11 protein-coding genes, 1 tRNA gene and 1 pseudogene are annotated in these 14,636 nt (G+C 68.6%); 9 read left to right on the top strand and 4 right to left on the bottom strand.

The annotated features are described in order from the left end of the window. Position 1: 1 nt before the first annotated feature. From yidD to rpmH, 3 genes are read right to left on the bottom strand one after another with little or no spacing between them, the layout of a single operon-like run. Entirely contained in the window at positions 2-376 is a 375-nt protein-coding gene (gene yidD, locus O1G22_RS21120; protein WP_225100364.1) for a membrane protein insertion efficiency factor YidD, read from the bottom strand. Next, positions 373-744, bottom strand: coding sequence for a ribonuclease P protein component (rnpA, locus tag O1G22_RS21115; RefSeq protein ID WP_225100362.1), 372 nt, complete (start codon positions 742-744; stop codon positions 373-375). Before rnpA ends, yidD begins: the two co-directional genes overlap by 4 nt. Before the next feature lie 21 nt (positions 745-765). Continuing rightward, positions 766-903, bottom strand: a complete 138-nt coding sequence (rpmH, locus tag O1G22_RS21110) for a 50S ribosomal protein L34 (protein ID WP_003956500.1) — start codon at positions 901-903, stop codon at positions 766-768. Positions 904-1,266: 363 nt separating this feature from the next. Here rpmH and dnaA point away from each other — a divergent pair, with 363 nt between their 5' ends. The 9 genes from dnaA (at position 1,267) to O1G22_RS21065 (ending at position 14,106) form a co-directional block, all read left to right on the top strand. Then, positions 1,267-3,231 carry a chromosomal replication initiator protein DnaA gene (dnaA, locus tag O1G22_RS21105; RefSeq protein ID WP_270082771.1) on the top strand — a complete coding sequence of 655 codons (1,965 nt, stop codon included), beginning with the start codon at positions 1,267-1,269 and terminating at the stop codon, positions 3,229-3,231. A 946-nt stretch (positions 3,232-4,177) separates the two neighbouring features. Further along, complete coding sequence (gene dnaN, locus O1G22_RS21100) at positions 4,178-5,308, top strand: DNA polymerase III subunit beta (protein ID WP_225100360.1); 1,131 nt, start codon at positions 4,178-4,180, stop codon at positions 5,306-5,308. A 195-nt stretch (positions 5,309-5,503) separates the two neighbouring features. Continuing rightward, complete coding sequence (gnd, locus tag O1G22_RS21095) at positions 5,504-6,379, top strand: phosphogluconate dehydrogenase (NAD(+)-dependent, decarboxylating) (protein WP_225100358.1); 876 nt, start codon at positions 5,504-5,506, stop codon at positions 6,377-6,379. A gap of 44 nt (positions 6,380-6,423) precedes the next feature. Next, positions 6,424-7,545, top strand: coding sequence for a DNA replication/repair protein RecF (gene recF, locus O1G22_RS21090; protein WP_270082770.1), 1,122 nt, complete (start codon positions 6,424-6,426; stop codon positions 7,543-7,545). Further along, complete coding sequence (locus tag O1G22_RS21085) at positions 7,542-8,090, top strand: DciA family protein (RefSeq protein WP_270082769.1); 549 nt, start codon at positions 7,542-7,544, stop codon at positions 8,088-8,090. The genes recF and O1G22_RS21085 overlap by 4 nt, the downstream gene beginning before the upstream one ends. A gap of 390 nt (positions 8,091-8,480) precedes the next feature. Then, positions 8,481-10,550, top strand: coding sequence for a DNA topoisomerase (ATP-hydrolyzing) subunit B (gyrB, locus tag O1G22_RS21080; protein ID WP_270082768.1), 2,070 nt, complete (start codon positions 8,481-8,483; stop codon positions 10,548-10,550). 42 nt (positions 10,551-10,592) lie between these two features. Beyond that, entirely contained in the window at positions 10,593-13,187 is a 2,595-nt protein-coding gene (gyrA, locus tag O1G22_RS21075) for a DNA gyrase subunit A (RefSeq protein ID WP_270082767.1), read from the top strand. Between the two features lie 18 nt (positions 13,188-13,205). Beyond that, positions 13,206-13,940 carry a DUF3566 domain-containing protein gene (locus O1G22_RS21070; RefSeq protein WP_225100353.1) on the top strand — a complete coding sequence of 245 codons (735 nt, stop codon included), beginning with the start codon at positions 13,206-13,208 and terminating at the stop codon, positions 13,938-13,940. 89 nt (positions 13,941-14,029) lie between these two features. Then, positions 14,030-14,106, top strand: a tRNA-Ile gene (locus tag O1G22_RS21065). A 68-nt stretch (positions 14,107-14,174) separates the two neighbouring features. Here O1G22_RS21065 and O1G22_RS21060 read toward each other — a convergent pair. Further along, positions 14,175-14,582 (bottom strand): annotated as a pseudogene (locus tag O1G22_RS21060) (tyrosine-type recombinase/integrase); the annotation flags it as partial. Positions 14,583-14,636 lie beyond the last annotated feature (54 nt).

Below are 14,636 nucleotides of genomic sequence, written 5' to 3'. Positions count from 1 at the left end.
ATCATGCTCCTTGGGCATGGGACGAGGTCTCTGCGGCCGGGCTCGGAGGAAGCTCGGAAGAAGAACTTCCGGGCCTCGCTTCGGTGGCCGGTTCGGCGGCGGAGGGCCCGCCCTTGCGTGCGCTCCAAGCGCTGCGCAGCATTTCGTGCCACCGTGGACGCTTGCGCGGCGGAACATGGTCCACACCGCCCAGCGACCACGGATTGCACCGGAGGATGCGCCAGGCGGTGAGTGCCGTTCCCTTGATCGCACCGTGCCGGTCGATGGCCGTGTAGCCGTAGTGGGAGCACGACGGGTAGTACTTGCACACCGGCCCCAGCAATGGACTGATCGTCCACTGGTACAGCTTGATCAGAGCCAGCAGCGGGTACTTCATCGCGCGCCCCCTCCCAGCAGCCGCTCCAGGGCGGCATCCAGGTCTCGGGCCAGCTGTGCATGGTCTGCGTCGCCCGATCCGGGCAGCGCTCGTACGACTACCAGGCTACCGGGGGGAAAAAGGGCGACTCGGTCACGCATCAGATGACGCAGTCTGCGCTTCACTGTGTTGCGCACGACCGCACCACCCACAGCCTTGCTCACGACGAAACCCGCACGCGTCGGGGGAGCGCTCTCCCCAGGCGCGTGCGGGTCCGTGGCACCGCTACGAAGGTGGACGACGAGAGTCGGGCGGCCTGCCCGGCGTCCTCGCCGTACCGCGGTCGCGAAGTCCTCGCGCCGCCTCAGCCGGTTCTCGGTGGGCAGCACGACGTCATGACCTGACCGGGATCAGGCGGACAGGCGGGCGCGACCCTTGCTACGGCGGGACGCGAGAATCGCGCGGCCGGCACGGGTGCGCATACGCAGCCGGAAGCCGTGGGTCTTCGCGCGACGACGGTTGTTCGGCTGGAAGGTGCGCTTGCTCACTCGGGGGCTCCAGAAATCAAATCGGTGGTGGCGGGTGCCGTCCTGGCTGTCACCGTGCGCCCACGAGTAGCTCGCGTCACGCCCGAGTGCACCGCTTCCCGATCACCTGGAGTGATCTGTGCCCATCGGAGGCAGGCGGCAGCAGCCATCGACAACTCGACCTGGTTACGGTACGCGGGGCTGCGCCATCCGGTCAAACCGAGGGTCACGGAGAGACACTATCCACAGGCTGGGGACAACAACTTGAACCGTACCCGCCGCGCTGACTACCGTGGCTGAACTCCCATTCGTTCCGAACACCCGAAGTACCCCCCGACCCGTCCCGCGTCACACGTTCGTGGGACCTGTGAGAGAGCGTGCCCTGTGGCTGACGTACCTGCCGATCTTGCCGCAGTGTGGCCGCGAGTACTGGAGCAGCTCCTCGGCGAGGGCCGCGGACAGGGTGTCGAGGCGAAGGACGAGCACTGGATCCGGCGCTGCCAGCCGCTCGCGCTGGTCGCGGACACTGCTCTGCTCGCCGTGCCGAACGAATTTGCGAAGAACGTACTGGAGGGCCGTCTCGCGCCGATCGTCAGCGAGACGCTGAGCCGCGAGTGCGGCAGGCCCATCCGCATCGCGATCACCGTGGACGACTCCGCGGGCGAGCCGCCGGCCCCCGCGCCGGTGCAGCAGCCGCCCAGGCCGCGCTACGAGGAGCCCGAGCTGCCGTCCGGCCCGTCGTACGAGGAACGCTCGTACGAGGAGCGGGCGTACGAGGAGCAGCCGTACGAGGGGTATGGCCGCCACCGCGGCGCCGAACAGCCGCCGGCCGACGGGCCGCAGTCCCGCGCCGATCAGCTCCCCGTCGTCCGCCCGGCCTACCCTTCCGAGTACCAGCGCCGCGAACCGGGTACCTGGCCGCGGCCCGCGCAGGACGAGTACAGCTGGCAGCAGCCGCGGCTCGGCTTCCCCGAGCGCGACCCGTACGCCTCGCCGTCGTCCCAGGACGCCTACGGCCCCGGACCCGACTCCTACGGCTCGCCGTCCCAGGACTACCGCGCGCAGGGTATGGACCGGCCGTCGTACGAGCAGCAGCGCGGCGACTACGAGGGCCCCCGCGGGGACTACGCCTCCGGCCGTTCCGGGTACGACCCGTCCCGGACCGAGTACGACCAGCGCGACCCTGTCCGACGGGAGCTGCCCGAGCAGCCCGCGGGCGGCGGCCCGGCGCACCGCGGTGGTCCCGGCCGGCCGGACGTGTCCGCGCCCGGTGCATCGGCCGCGCAGCCGGCGCCGGCGGGCGGGACGGGTGAGCCGACGGCACGGCTGAACCCGAAGTACCTCTTCGACACGTTCGTCATCGGCGCCTCCAACCGGTTCGCGCACGCGGCCGCGGTGGCCGTCGCCGAGGCGCCGGCGAAGGCGTACAACCCCCTGTTCATCTACGGGGAGTCGGGGCTCGGCAAGACGCATCTGCTGCACGCGATCGGGCACTACGCGCGCAGCCTCTACCCCGGCACGCGCGTGCGGTACGTGAGCTCGGAGGAGTTCACCAACGAGTTCATCAACTCCATCCGCGACGGCAAGGGCGACAGCTTCCGCAAGCGCTACCGCGAGATGGACATCCTGCTCGTCGACGACATCCAGTTCCTCGCGGACAAGGAGTCGACGCAGGAGGAGTTCTTCCACACCTTCAACACGCTCCACAACGCCAACAAGCAGATCGTGCTGTCCTCCGACCGGCCGCCCAAGCAGTTGGTCACGCTGGAGGACCGGCTGCGGAACCGTTTCGAGTGGGGTCTGATCACCGACGTCCAGCCGCCGGAGCTGGAGACGCGCATCGCGATCCTGCGCAAGAAGGCGGTGCAGGAGCAGCTCAACGCCCCGCCGGAGGTGCTGGAGTTCATCGCCTCGCGGATCTCGCGGAACATCCGCGAGCTGGAGGGCGCGCTGATCCGGGTGACGGCGTTCGCCTCGCTCAACCGGCAGCCGGTGGACCTGGGCCTGACCGAGATCGTCCTGAAGGACCTGATCCCGGGCGGCGAGGACTCCGCCCCGGAGATCACGGCCACGGCGATCATGGCGGCGACCGCGGACTACTTCGGGCTGACCGTGGACGACCTGTGCGGCACCTCGCGCGGGCGCGCGCTGGTCACCGCGCGGCAGATCGCCATGTATCTGTGCCGGGAGCTGACGGATCTGTCGCTGCCGAAGATCGGGGCTCAGTTCGGGGGGCGGGACCATACGACCGTCATGCACGCCGACCGCAAGATCCGTGCGCTGATGGCCGAGCGGCGGTCGATCTACAACCAGGTCACCGAGCTGACGAACCGCATCAAGAACGCGTGACGGCGGCTGCGCCGGGCCTAGGCCGACGCTGAGGGCGCCTTCGGGATCCGCATCCCGGGGGCGCCCTCTGGCATGCCGGCCCCCCTGGCATGCCGGCCCCCCTGGCATGCCGGCCCCCCTGGCATGCCGGCCCCAGCGGCACGACTGCCCGCAGCTACACCGGTCACTCACCTGCCACCAGCTGTTCGAATTCCTGCCTGGTTACGGCCACTCTCCACAGATTCGGTGACTTTCTTCCGTCCACATGCTGGGGACTGTGAAGTTGTCCCGAACGGTGTCCACAGGGAACCTGTTCATGGAGGATTCGCCCAGCTCAGGTGCCTGTGGAATCGTGGACGAAGGATCTCCACAGGCTGTGGACGGAGGGAAGATCCACAGGCTGTGCAGGGAGTTTTCCACCGACGACCCACAGGTCGGCGGCGGTTGTCCCCAGTGATCCCCGGCTTCTCCACATGGCTGTCCACTGTTCGGCAACCCGACGCACCCGATCACCGCGTCGAGTGAAAGGCGTCACACGAAGGTGCCGGCTTGGGGTGTGGGAAACGTGGGTAAACCTGGGGACACAGCTGGGGAGAACTGCCCTCCTGCTGTGGGCGAGGTGTGCAGAACTTTCTGTTCTCCACAGACCAGCCCGGTTGTCCACCGGCTCCACCCACAGGCCCAGTGGACAAAATTCCTGCGCTGAGCTGGGCAAACGTGGTTATCCACGGTATCCACAGGCCCTACTACTACTCCCAACTAGAGAGAGCTCGGCAATCGCTTTGAAGCGGGGGCTGTGCACAACTCGCTGTCTCGCCCTCGGCTGCCGCCCGGACCGACTTGACCCCGACGGGCACCTACTGTCAGTGCGGTGCGTCAGACTGGTCCCCGGTGTCCTTCCCTGAGCAGTGGGCGGTGACACCGAGTCGGAGGACTCAGAAGCAACAGCAGCAGGAGGCGGCTTACGGTGAAGATCCGGGTGGAACGCGACGTACTCGCGGAGGCAGTGGCGTGGGCGGCACGCAGCCTCCCGGCCCGTCCGCCGGCGCCTGTCCTCGCCGGCCTCCTCCTCAAGGCCGAGGACGGCCAGCTGAGCCTGTCGAGCTTCGACTACGAGGTCTCGGCCCGGGTGTCCGTGGAGGCCGAGGTCGAGGAGGAGGGCACCGTCCTCGTCTCCGGCCGGCTGCTCGCCGACATCTCCCGCGCCCTGCCCAACCGGCCGGTGGAGATTTCCACAGACGGTGTACGGGCGACCGTGGTCTGTGGATCCTCGCGGTTCACCCTGCACACCCTGCCGGTGGAGGAGTACCCGGCGCTGCCGCAGATGCCGAACGCCACCGGCACCGTCCCCGGCGAGGTCTTCGCGGCCGCCGTGTCCCAGGTGGCCATCGCCGCCGGCCGTGACGACACGCTGCCCGTGCTCACCGGTGTGCGCATCGAGATCGAGGGCGAGACGGTCACCCTGGCCTCCACCGACCGCTACCGCTTCGCGGTCCGCGAGTTCCTGTGGAAGCCGGAGAACCCGGACGCCTCCGCGGTCGCCCTGGTCCCGGCCAAGACGCTCCTGGACACCGCCAAGTCGCTCGGTGCCGGTGACAGCGTCACGCTGGCGCTGTCCGGTTCGGGCGCGGGCGAGGGCCTGATCGGTTTCGAGGGCGCCGGGCGTCGTACGACCACGCGTCTGCTCGAAGGCGACCTGCCGAAGTACCGCACGCTGTTCCCGACCGAGTTCAACTCCGTCGCCGTGATCGAGACGGCCCCCTTCGTGGAGGCCGTGAAGCGTGTGGCGCTGGTCGCCGAGCGCAACACCCCGGTGCGGCTGAGCTTCGAGAAGGGCGTGCTGATCCTGGAGGCCGGCTCCAGCGACGACGCACAGGCTGTGGAAAGGGTCGACGCGCAGCTGGACGGCGACGACATCTCGATCGCCTTCAACCCGACGTTCCTGCTGGACGGCCTGAGCGCGATCGACTCCCCGGTGGCCCAGCTGTCGTTCACGACGTCCACGAAGCCTGCGCTGCTCAGCGGGAAGCCGGCGGTGGATGCCGAGGCCGACGACGCGTACAAGTACCTGATCATGCCGGTCCGGCTGAGCGGCTGACCGTCGTCCACAGTGCCGGGTGCCCCTGTGGGTGCCCGGCACCGGCGTCAGCATCAGCCGGTCGGTGGCGATTCCGCAGGTCAGGCCATACGTATGAGCGCGTATGCCCACAGCTGTGCAGGACGGGTCGGGGCTAGGCTCGGACCGGGTACGCAGGTGCCCCTCATGCCACACAGCAACCTAAGGAACCAACTGATGGAGCTCGGTCTCGTCGGCCTCGGCAAGATGGGCGGCAACATGCGCGAGCGGATCCGCCGCGCGGGCCACACCGTCATCGGATACGACCGCAACGCGGACCTCGCGGATGTCCACAGCCTGGAAGAGCTTGTGGGCAAGCTCAGCGGGCCGCGCGTGGTCTGGGTGATGGTCCCGGCCGGCGAGCCCACCCAGTCGACCATCGACCAGCTCGCCGAGCTGCTGGAGCCGGGCGACGTGGTCGTGGACGGCGGCAACTCCCGCTGGACCGACGACGAGAAGCACGCCGAGGAGCTGGCGGCCAAGGGCATAGGCTTCGTCGACTGCGGTGTCTCCGGCGGCGTCTGGGGCCTGGAGAACGGCTACGCGCTGATGTACGGCGGTGACGCCGAGCACGTCGCCAGGGTGCAGCCGGTCTTCGACGCGCTCAAGCCCGAGGGCGACTTCGGGTCGGTGCACGCCGGCAAGGTCGGCGCGGGCCATTTCGCGAAGATGGTCCACAACGGCATCGAGTACGCGATGATGCAGGCCTACGCCGAGGGCTGGGAGCTGCTGGAGAAGGTCGACTCCGTCACGGACGTCCGTGAGGTCTTCCGCTCCTGGCAGGAGGGCACCGTGATCCGGTCCTGGCTGCTCGACCTCGCCGTCAACGCGCTCGACGAGGACGAGCACCTGGAGGGCCTGCGCGGTTATGCACAGGACTCCGGTGAGGGACGCTGGACTGTGGAGGCCGCGATCGACAACGCGGTGCCGCTGCCCGCGATCACCGCGTCGCTGTTCGCGCGGTTCGCCTCCCGCCAGGAGGACTCGCCGCAGATGAAGATGATCGCCGCGCTGCGCAACCAGTTCGGCGGGCACGCCGTAGAGAAGAAGTAGGCCTTCGGCAGGCCGGAGAGACACAGGGAGCCGGCGAAACGACCATGCACGTCACGCATCTTTCGCTGGCCGACTTCCGCTCGTACGCCCGGGCCGAGGTTCCGCTCGACCCGGGCGTCACCGCCTTCGTCGGTCCCAACGGGCAGGGCAAGACCAATCTGGTGGAGGCGGTCGGGTATCTCGCGACCCTGGGCAGTCACCGGGTCGCCTCCGATGCGCCCCTCGTCCGCATGGGTGCCGAGCGGGCCGTCATCCGGGCGCAGGTCCGGCAGGGCGAGCGGCAGCAGCTGATCGAGCTGGAGCTGAACCCCGGCAAGGCCAACCGTGCCCGGATCAACCGGTCCTCGCAGGTCAGACCCCGTGACATCCTCGGCATCGTCCGTACGGTCCTGTTCGCGCCCGAGGATCTCGCCCTGGTGAAGGGGGATCCGGGTGAGCGGCGGCGGTTTCTCGACGAGCTGATCACCGCGCGGTCGCCGAGGATGGCGGGTGTGCGGTCCGACTACGAGCGGGTGCTCAAGCAGCGCAACACGCTGCTGAAGACCGCTGCGCTGGCCCGGCGGCACGGCGGGCGGTCCATGGACCTGTCCACCCTCGATGTGTGGGATCAGCATCTCGCGCGCGCGGGTGCCGAGTTGCTGGCCCAGCGGCTCGATCTCGTCGCGGCGCTGGAGCCGCTCGCGGACAAGGCGTACGAGCAGCTGGCCCCCGGGGGTGGTCCGATCACCCTCGACTACAAGCCGTCCGCGCCCGGTGACGCGCACGCGCGCGAGGAGCTCTACGCCCAGCTGATGGCGGCGCTGGCGGACGCCCGCAAGCAGGAGATCGAGCGCGGGGTGACCCTGGTGGGGCCGCATCGGGACGATCTCGTCCTCAGGCTCGGTCAGCTGCCTGCCAAGGGGTACGCCTCGCACGGTGAGTCCTGGTCGTACGCCCTGGCGCTGCGGCTGGCCTCCTACGACCTGCTGCGGGCCGAGGGCAACGAGCCGGTGCTGGTGCTGGACGACGTCTTCGCCGAGCTGGACGCGCGCCGCCGGGAGCGGCTGGCCGAGCTGGTCGCGCCCGGCGAGCAGGTGCTGGTCACGGCGGCGGTGGACGACGACGTACCGGAGGTGCTGACCGGCGTCCGGTACGCGGTGTCCGGTGGGACGGTGGAGCGCGTATGAGCACCGGCGGCAGCGACGGACCCACCCCCGAGGGCGCGAAGAAGGACGAGCCCTCCGGTGTCGACCTCGCGCGCGTGGCGTTGCGTGCGGCGAAGGAGCAGGCACGCGCGCGTGGGGACGCGGTGCGGCAGAAGAAGCAGGCCCGGCGCGGCGGGCTGCGCTCGGGTGCGCGCGCCGACGGCCGGGACCCGATGGCGCTGGGGGCCGCGATCAACCGGCTGCTGACCGAGCGGGGCTGGGAGACGCCGGCGGCGGTGGGCGGGGTGATGGGCCGCTGGCCGCAGATCGTCGGTGAGGACCTGGCCAAGCACTGTGTGCCGCAGCGCTACGACGAGGACGAGCGCGTGCTGATCGTGGCGTGCGACTCCACGGCCTGGGCGACCCAGCTGCGTCATCTCGCGCCCGCGCTGGTCGCCCGGCTGAACGAGGATCTGGGGCACGGCACCGTGCGGATGATCAAAGTGCTCAATCCGGGTGGTCCGGCCCGCCGCTACGGGCCGCTGCGGGCTCCGGGGAGCACCGGGCCCGGCGATACGTACGGGTGACGTACCTCACGTCGGCGGGCCCTGTGGCGGTGCCGTCGTGCCGTCACGCGCGCGTGTGCCGGGCGGTTCGACGCGCATCCGACCCGCATCAACCCGTGAGTAGCCAAGGGTTGACGGCCCGAAGCGCTGAGTGCCGCTGTGAGCCGCTTGGAGCCCCCTTCCGTATATCGGGACCCGGCCGAGACCGGTTGAGGGCGGCACATGGGGACTCAGGTACCGGCAAACCCCCATCGATGTCAGCGCTACCGGTAGACTGGAAGCCAATCCCGCCCCAACGTGGGGACCGCCCGGGAAAAGCTGAGCAACGCTGATCAAGGCTTACCAACGCAACATGCCGCAGCCGCTCCGGCAACCCTCCCCCACAGGGGGGTACCCCCAGGAGCCCGGCTCGTGCTGTGCCAGAAAGGGCGCTTCGTGGCCGATTCCGGCAACCCCAACGAGAACATCCCGTCCACCGACGCCGGCGTGAACGCCGAGGCCACCGCCTCGGGGTCGTACGACGCCAGCGCCATCACCGTGCTCGAAGGGCTGGACGCGGTCCGCAAGCGACCCGGTATGTACATCGGCTCCACCGGTGAGCGCGGTCTGCACCACCTGGTGTACGAGGTCGTCGACAACTCGGTCGACGAGGCGCTGGCCGGTTACGCGGACACCATCGACGTGACGATCCTCGCCGACGGCGGGGTCCGCGTGGTCGACAACGGCCGTGGCATCCCGGTGGGCATCGTGCCGTCCGAGGGCAAGCCGGCCGTGGAGGTCGTGCTGACCGTGCTGCACGCGGGCGGCAAGTTCGGCGGCGGCGGTTACGCGGTCTCCGGCGGTCTGCACGGTGTCGGTGTCTCCGTCGTGAACGCCCTGTCCACGAAGGTCGCCGTCGAGATCAGGACCGACGGTCACCGCTGGACGCAGGACTACAAGCTCGGCGTCCCGACGGCCCCGCTCGACCGGCACGAGGAGACGGCCGAGACCGGCACCTCGGTCACCTTCTGGGCCGATCCCGACATCTTCGAGACCACCGAGTACTCCTTCGAGACGCTGTCCCGGCGTTTCCAGGAGATGGCGTTCCTCAACAAGGGCCTGACGATCAAGCTCACCGACGAGCGTGAGTCGGCGAAGGCCACCAGCGGGGCGGACGAGGCGGGCGCCGACGAGAAGGCCGAGGTCAAGTCGGTCACGTACCACTACGAGGGCGGCATCGTCGACTTCGTGAAGTACCTCAACTCCCGCAAGGGAGAGGCGGTGCACAACACCGTCATCGACCTGGAGGCGGAGGACAAGGACAAGAGCCTGTCCCTTGAGGTCGCGATGCAGTGGAACAGCGGCTACAGCGAGGGTGTGTACTCGTTCGCGAACATCATCCACACCCACGAGGGCGGTACGCACGAAGAGGGCTTCCGGGCCGCGCTGACGTCGCTGATCAACAAGTACGCGCGGGACAAGAAGCTGCTGCGCGAGAAGGACGACAACCTCACGGGTGACGACATCCGCGAGGGTCTGACGGCGATCATCTCGGTGAAGCTGAGCGAGCCGCAGTTCGAGGGCCAGACGAAGACCAAGCTGGGCAACACGGAGGCCAAGACCTTCGTGCAGAAGGCGGTCTACGAGCACCTGAACGACTGGCTGGACCGCAACCCGGTCGAGGCGGCGGACATCGTCCGCAAGGGCATCCAGGCGGCCACCGCGCGCGTGGCGGCCCGCAAGGCGCGGGACCTGACCCGGCGCAAGGGCCTGCTGGAGTCGGCGTCGCTGCCGGGCAAGCTGTCCGACTGCCAGTCGAACGACCCCACCAAGTGCGAGATCTTCATCGTCGAGGGTGACTCCGCCGGCGGCTCGGCCAAGTCCGGCCGGAACCCGCAGTACCAGGCGATCCTCCCGATCCGCGGCAAGATCCTCAACGTGGAGAAGGCCAGGATCGACAAGATCCTGCAGAACCAGGAGATCCAGGCGCTGATCTCGGCCTTCGGCACGGGTGTGCACGAGGACTTCGACATCGAGAAGCTCCGCTACCACAAGATCATCCTGATGGCGGACGCCGACGTCGACGGCCAGCACATCAACACCCTGCTGCTGACCTTCCTGTTCCGCTTCATGCGGCCGCTGGTCGAGGCCGGGCACGTGTTCCTGTCCCGCCCCCCGCTGTACAAGATCAAGTGGGGCCGGGACGACGTCGAGTACGCGTACTCCGACCGTGAGCGGGACGCGCTGCTGGAGATGGGCCGTCAGCGCGGCAAGCGGGTCCGCGAGGACTCGATCCAGCGCTTCAAGGGTCTCGGCGAGATGAACGCCGAGGAGCTGCGGGTGACCACGATGGACCAGGAGCACCGGGTTCTCGGCCAGGTCACCCTCGACGACGCCGCCCAGGCCGACGATCTGTTCTCGGTCCTGATGGGTGAGGACGTCGAGGCCCGCCGCCAGTTCATCCAGCGCAACGCCAAGGACGTCCGCTTCCTCGACATCTGAGTCGGTCTCAGCTGACCGCACCAGGAAGGATCTTCACCAGCAATGGCCGACGAGAACACTCCCGCGACGCCCGAAGAGGGCGGCGAACTCGCGATGCGCATCGAGCCCGTCGGGCTTGAGACGGAGATGCAGCGCTCGTACCTGGACTACGCGATGTCCGTCATCGTGTCCCGCGCGCTGCCCGACGTCCGCGACGGTCTCAAGCCCGTCCACCGGCGCGTGCTGTACGCGATGTACGACGGCGGCTACCGCCCCGAGCGCGGTTTCTACAAGTGCGCCCGTGTCGTCGGTGACGTCATGGGCAACTACCACCCGCACGGCGACAGTTCGATCTACGACGCGCTGGTGCGCCTCGCGCAGCCGTGGTCGATGCGGATGCCGCTGGTGGACTCCAACGGCAACTTCGGCTCTCCGGGCAACGACCCGGCGGCCGCCATGCGCTACACCGAGTGCAAGATGGCGCCGCTGTCGATGGAGATGGTCCGCGACATCGACGAGGAGACCGTCGACTTCACGGACAACTACGACGGCCGCTCCCAGGAGCCGACCGTCCTGCCCTCCCGCTTCCCGAACCTGCTGATCAACGGTTCCGCCGGTATCGCGGTCGGCATGGCGACCAACATCCCGCCGCACAACCTGCGCGAGGTCGCGGCCGGCGCCCAGTGGTACCTGGAGAACCCCGAGGCCTCGCACGAGGAGCTGCTGGACGCGCTGATCGAGCGCATCAAGGGCCCGGACTTCCCGACCGGCGCCCTGGTGGTGGGCCGCAAGGGCATCGAGGAGGCGTACCGCACCGGGCGCGGCTCGATCACGATGCGCGCGGTGGTCGAGGTCGAGGAGATCCAGAACCGCCAGTGCCTGGTGGTCACCGAACTGCCGTACCAGGTCAACCCGGACAACCTTGCGCAGAAGATTGCCGACCTGGTCAAGGACGGCAAGATCGGCGGCATCGCGGACGTCCGTGACGAGACGTCGTCCCGTACCGGCCAGCGCCTCGTCATCGTCCTGAAGCGGGACGCGGTCGCCAAGGTCGTGCTGAACAACCTGTACAAGCACACCGACCTGCAGACGAACTTCGGCGCGAACATGCTGGCGCTGGTCGACGGCGTGCCGCGCACCCTCTCCCTGGACGCGTTCATCCGGCATTGGGTGACGCACCAGATCGAGGTCATCGTCCGCCGGACGCGCTTCCGGCTGCGCAAGGCCGAGGAGCGGGCGCACATCCTGCGCGGTCTGCTGAAGGCCCTGGACGCCATCGACGAGGTCATCGCGCTGATCCGGCGCAGTGAGACCGTCGAGATCGCGCGCACGGGCCTGATGGGCCTGCTGGAGATCGACGAGATCCAGGCGAACGCGATCCTGGAGATGCAGCTGCGGCGCCTGGCGGCCCTGGAGCGGCAGAAGATCGTCCAGGAGCACGACGAACTCCAGGCGAAGATCAACGAGTACAACCAGATCCTGGCCTCGCCGGTCCGTCAGCGCGGGATCGTCAGCGAGGAACTGGCCGCGATCGTCGAGAAGTACGGCGACGACCGCAAGACCATGCTGGTGCCCTACGACGGTGACATGTCCATCGAGGACCTGATCGCCGAGGAGGACATCGTCGTCACCGTCTCGCGCGGCGGCTACGTCAAGCGGACGAAGACGGACGACTACCGGGCGCAGAAGCGCGGCGGCAAGGGCGTGCGCGGCACGAAGCTGAAGGAAGACGACATCGTCGACCACTTCTTCGTCTCCACCACGCACCACTGGCTGCTGTTCTTCACCAACAAGGGCCGGGTGTACCGGGCGAAGGCGTACGAACTGCCCGAGGCCGGCCGGGACGCGCGCGGCCAGCACGTGGCGAACCTGCTCGCCTTCCAGCCGGACGAGGCGATCGCCGAGATCCTCGCCATCCGGGACTACGAGGCGGCGCCGTACCTGGTGCTCGCCACCAAGTCCGGCTTGGTCAAGAAGACGCCTCTGAAGGATTACGATTCGCCTCGCTCCGGCGGCGTGATCGCGATCAACCTGCGGGAGCGCGAGGACGGTTCGGACGACGAGCTGATCGGTGCGGAGCTGGTCTCGGCCGACGACGATCTCCTTCTGATCAGCAAGAAGGCACAGTCGATCCGGTTCACCGCCACCGACGACTCGCTGCGTCCGATGGGCCGTGCCACCTCCGGTGTCAAGGGCATGAGTTTCCGTGAGGGCGATGAGCTTCTCTCGATGAATGTCGTTCGACCCGGTACGTTCGTGTTCACCGCCACGGACGGTGGGTACGCGAAGCGGACCGCCGTCGACGAGTACCGCGTCCAGGGCCGCGGTGGCCTTGGTATCAAGGCCGCCAAGATCGTGGAGGACCGCGGTTCGCTCGTCGGTGCGCTGGTCGTCGAGGAGACCGATGAGATCCTCGCGATCACGCTCTCGGGCGGTGTGATTCGTACGCGAGTCAACGAGGTCAGGGAGACGGGCCGTGACACCATGGGCGTCCAACTGATCAACCTGGGCAAGCGCGATGCCGTGGTCGGCATCGCACGTAACGCCGAGGCCGGGCGCGAGGCGGAGGAGGTCGACGGCGAGGATGCCATCGACGAGACCGCCGAGGGGGCGCAGGCCGCCGGCACGGACGAGGGTGAGGCGCCCTCGGCCGAGTAGCACGAGGAGAGAGTCATCGTGAGCGGAGCCACGGGCGCCGGATCGGCCGGTACCTCCACGGGTACGGAAGCGGACGGCGGCGGCCGTGGCTCCGCCGCGCACGGGGGGCGTGCGGGCGGCGCCAGTGACCCGCACACGACCAACCTCAAGCCGGTGAAGGTGTCCGAGCAGGACTCCGCCGGTTCGTCTGCATCCCAGGGGGGAACAGTGACGGACACCCGAGGCCCGGCCCCGGCCGGTGAGGCGCAGGCGTCCTCGCCGCTGCCCGGTGAACGGCGCCCCGAGCAGCCCGCCGGGCCGTACCACCCGCCGCAGGCCTATCCGGCGCAGGCGCCCGAGGGTGCCGTACGCCGGCCGCGCACGGGGGTGCGGACGACGCCGCGGACCCGTAAGGCGCGGCTGCGGGTGGCCAAGGCCGATCCGTGGTCGGTGATGAAGGTCAGCTTCCTGCTCTCGATCGCGCTCGGCATCTGCACGGTCGTCGCCTCGGCGGTGCTGTGGATGGTCCTGGACGCGATGGGCGTGTTCTCGACGGTGGGCGGCACGATCTCGGAGGCGACCGGGTCGAACGAGGCGAACGGCTTCGACCTGCAGTCGTTCCTGTCCCTCCCTCACGTCCTGACGTTCACGACGATCATCGCGGTCATCGATGTGGTCCTGGCCACGGCGCTCGCGACGCTCGGCGCGTTCATCTACAACCTCTCAGCGGGCTTCGTGGGCGGCATCGAGCTGACCCTCGCCGAGGACGAGTGACGGGCCCCCGACAACCGATTTTGGGTCTGACGTGGTCGTGCGCTAATCTTCAGGAGTCAGCGCGCGGGACACACACCGCAAAGCGCGGCGGGGCTATAGCTCAGTTGGTTAGAGCGCATCCCTGATAAGGATGAGGCCACAGGTTCAAATCCTGTTAGCCCCACCAGCGAAAAGACCCCCGGATCATTGGTCCGGGGGTCTTTTGATACCAGTGGTTGACACCAACAATGGCGATTAGCCGATGAGCGGGTCTTCGAGGAGTTCGGCGAGCATCGAGACTGCTTCCCGCTCACTGTCGCCGACCACGTGCGTGTAGACGTCCATGGTCATGCTGATCCGGCTGTGCCGGAGGATCGCCTGAGCGACCTTGGGATGCACCTTCAGGCAGGCGAGCAGGGGGCCGCAGGTGTGCCGGGCGAGCCGGACCGTGATGCGGCGGACGCCGGCGCGCTTCACGAGCCGATCGAAGGTCCGGGAGAAGCCGACCGGATCGATCAGGACGCCGTGCTCCGAGGAGAAGATCAGGTCATGGTCCGGCTCCTGCGACCAGTGCTCACCGGCGATCTTCCGTTCCAGCTCCTGCAGTTCCCGGCGCTCTTCCAGGGCGCGGGCGCAGAACTCCGGCAGGGGGAGCACCGCCTGTGGGCGCTACAGCGACTGCTGATCTATCCGGAGCAGGGCTTCATGATCAGCCAG

Source organism: Streptomyces camelliae (assembly GCF_027625935.1).
GTDB lineage: Bacteria > Actinomycetota > Actinomycetes > Streptomycetales > Streptomycetaceae > Streptomyces > Streptomyces camelliae.
This window is presented reverse-complemented; position numbering and strand designations above follow the sequence as displayed.

Coding starts and splice junctions, on each gene's coding strand:
- gnd (WP_225100358.1), top strand. CDS start 5,504: ATGGAGCTCGGTCTCGTCGGCCTCGGCAAGATGGGCGGCAACATGCGC.
- recF (WP_270082770.1), top strand. CDS start 6,424: ATGCACGTCACGCATCTTTCGCTGGCCGACTTCCGCTCGTACGCCCGG.
- gyrA (WP_270082767.1), top strand. CDS start 10,593: ATGGCCGACGAGAACACTCCCGCGACGCCCGAAGAGGGCGGCGAACTC.
- O1G22_RS21085 (WP_270082769.1), top strand. CDS start 7,542: ATGAGCACCGGCGGCAGCGACGGACCCACCCCCGAGGGCGCGAAGAAG.
- yidD (WP_225100364.1), bottom strand. CDS start 376: ATGAAGTACCCGCTGCTGGCTCTGATCAAGCTGTACCAGTGGACGATC.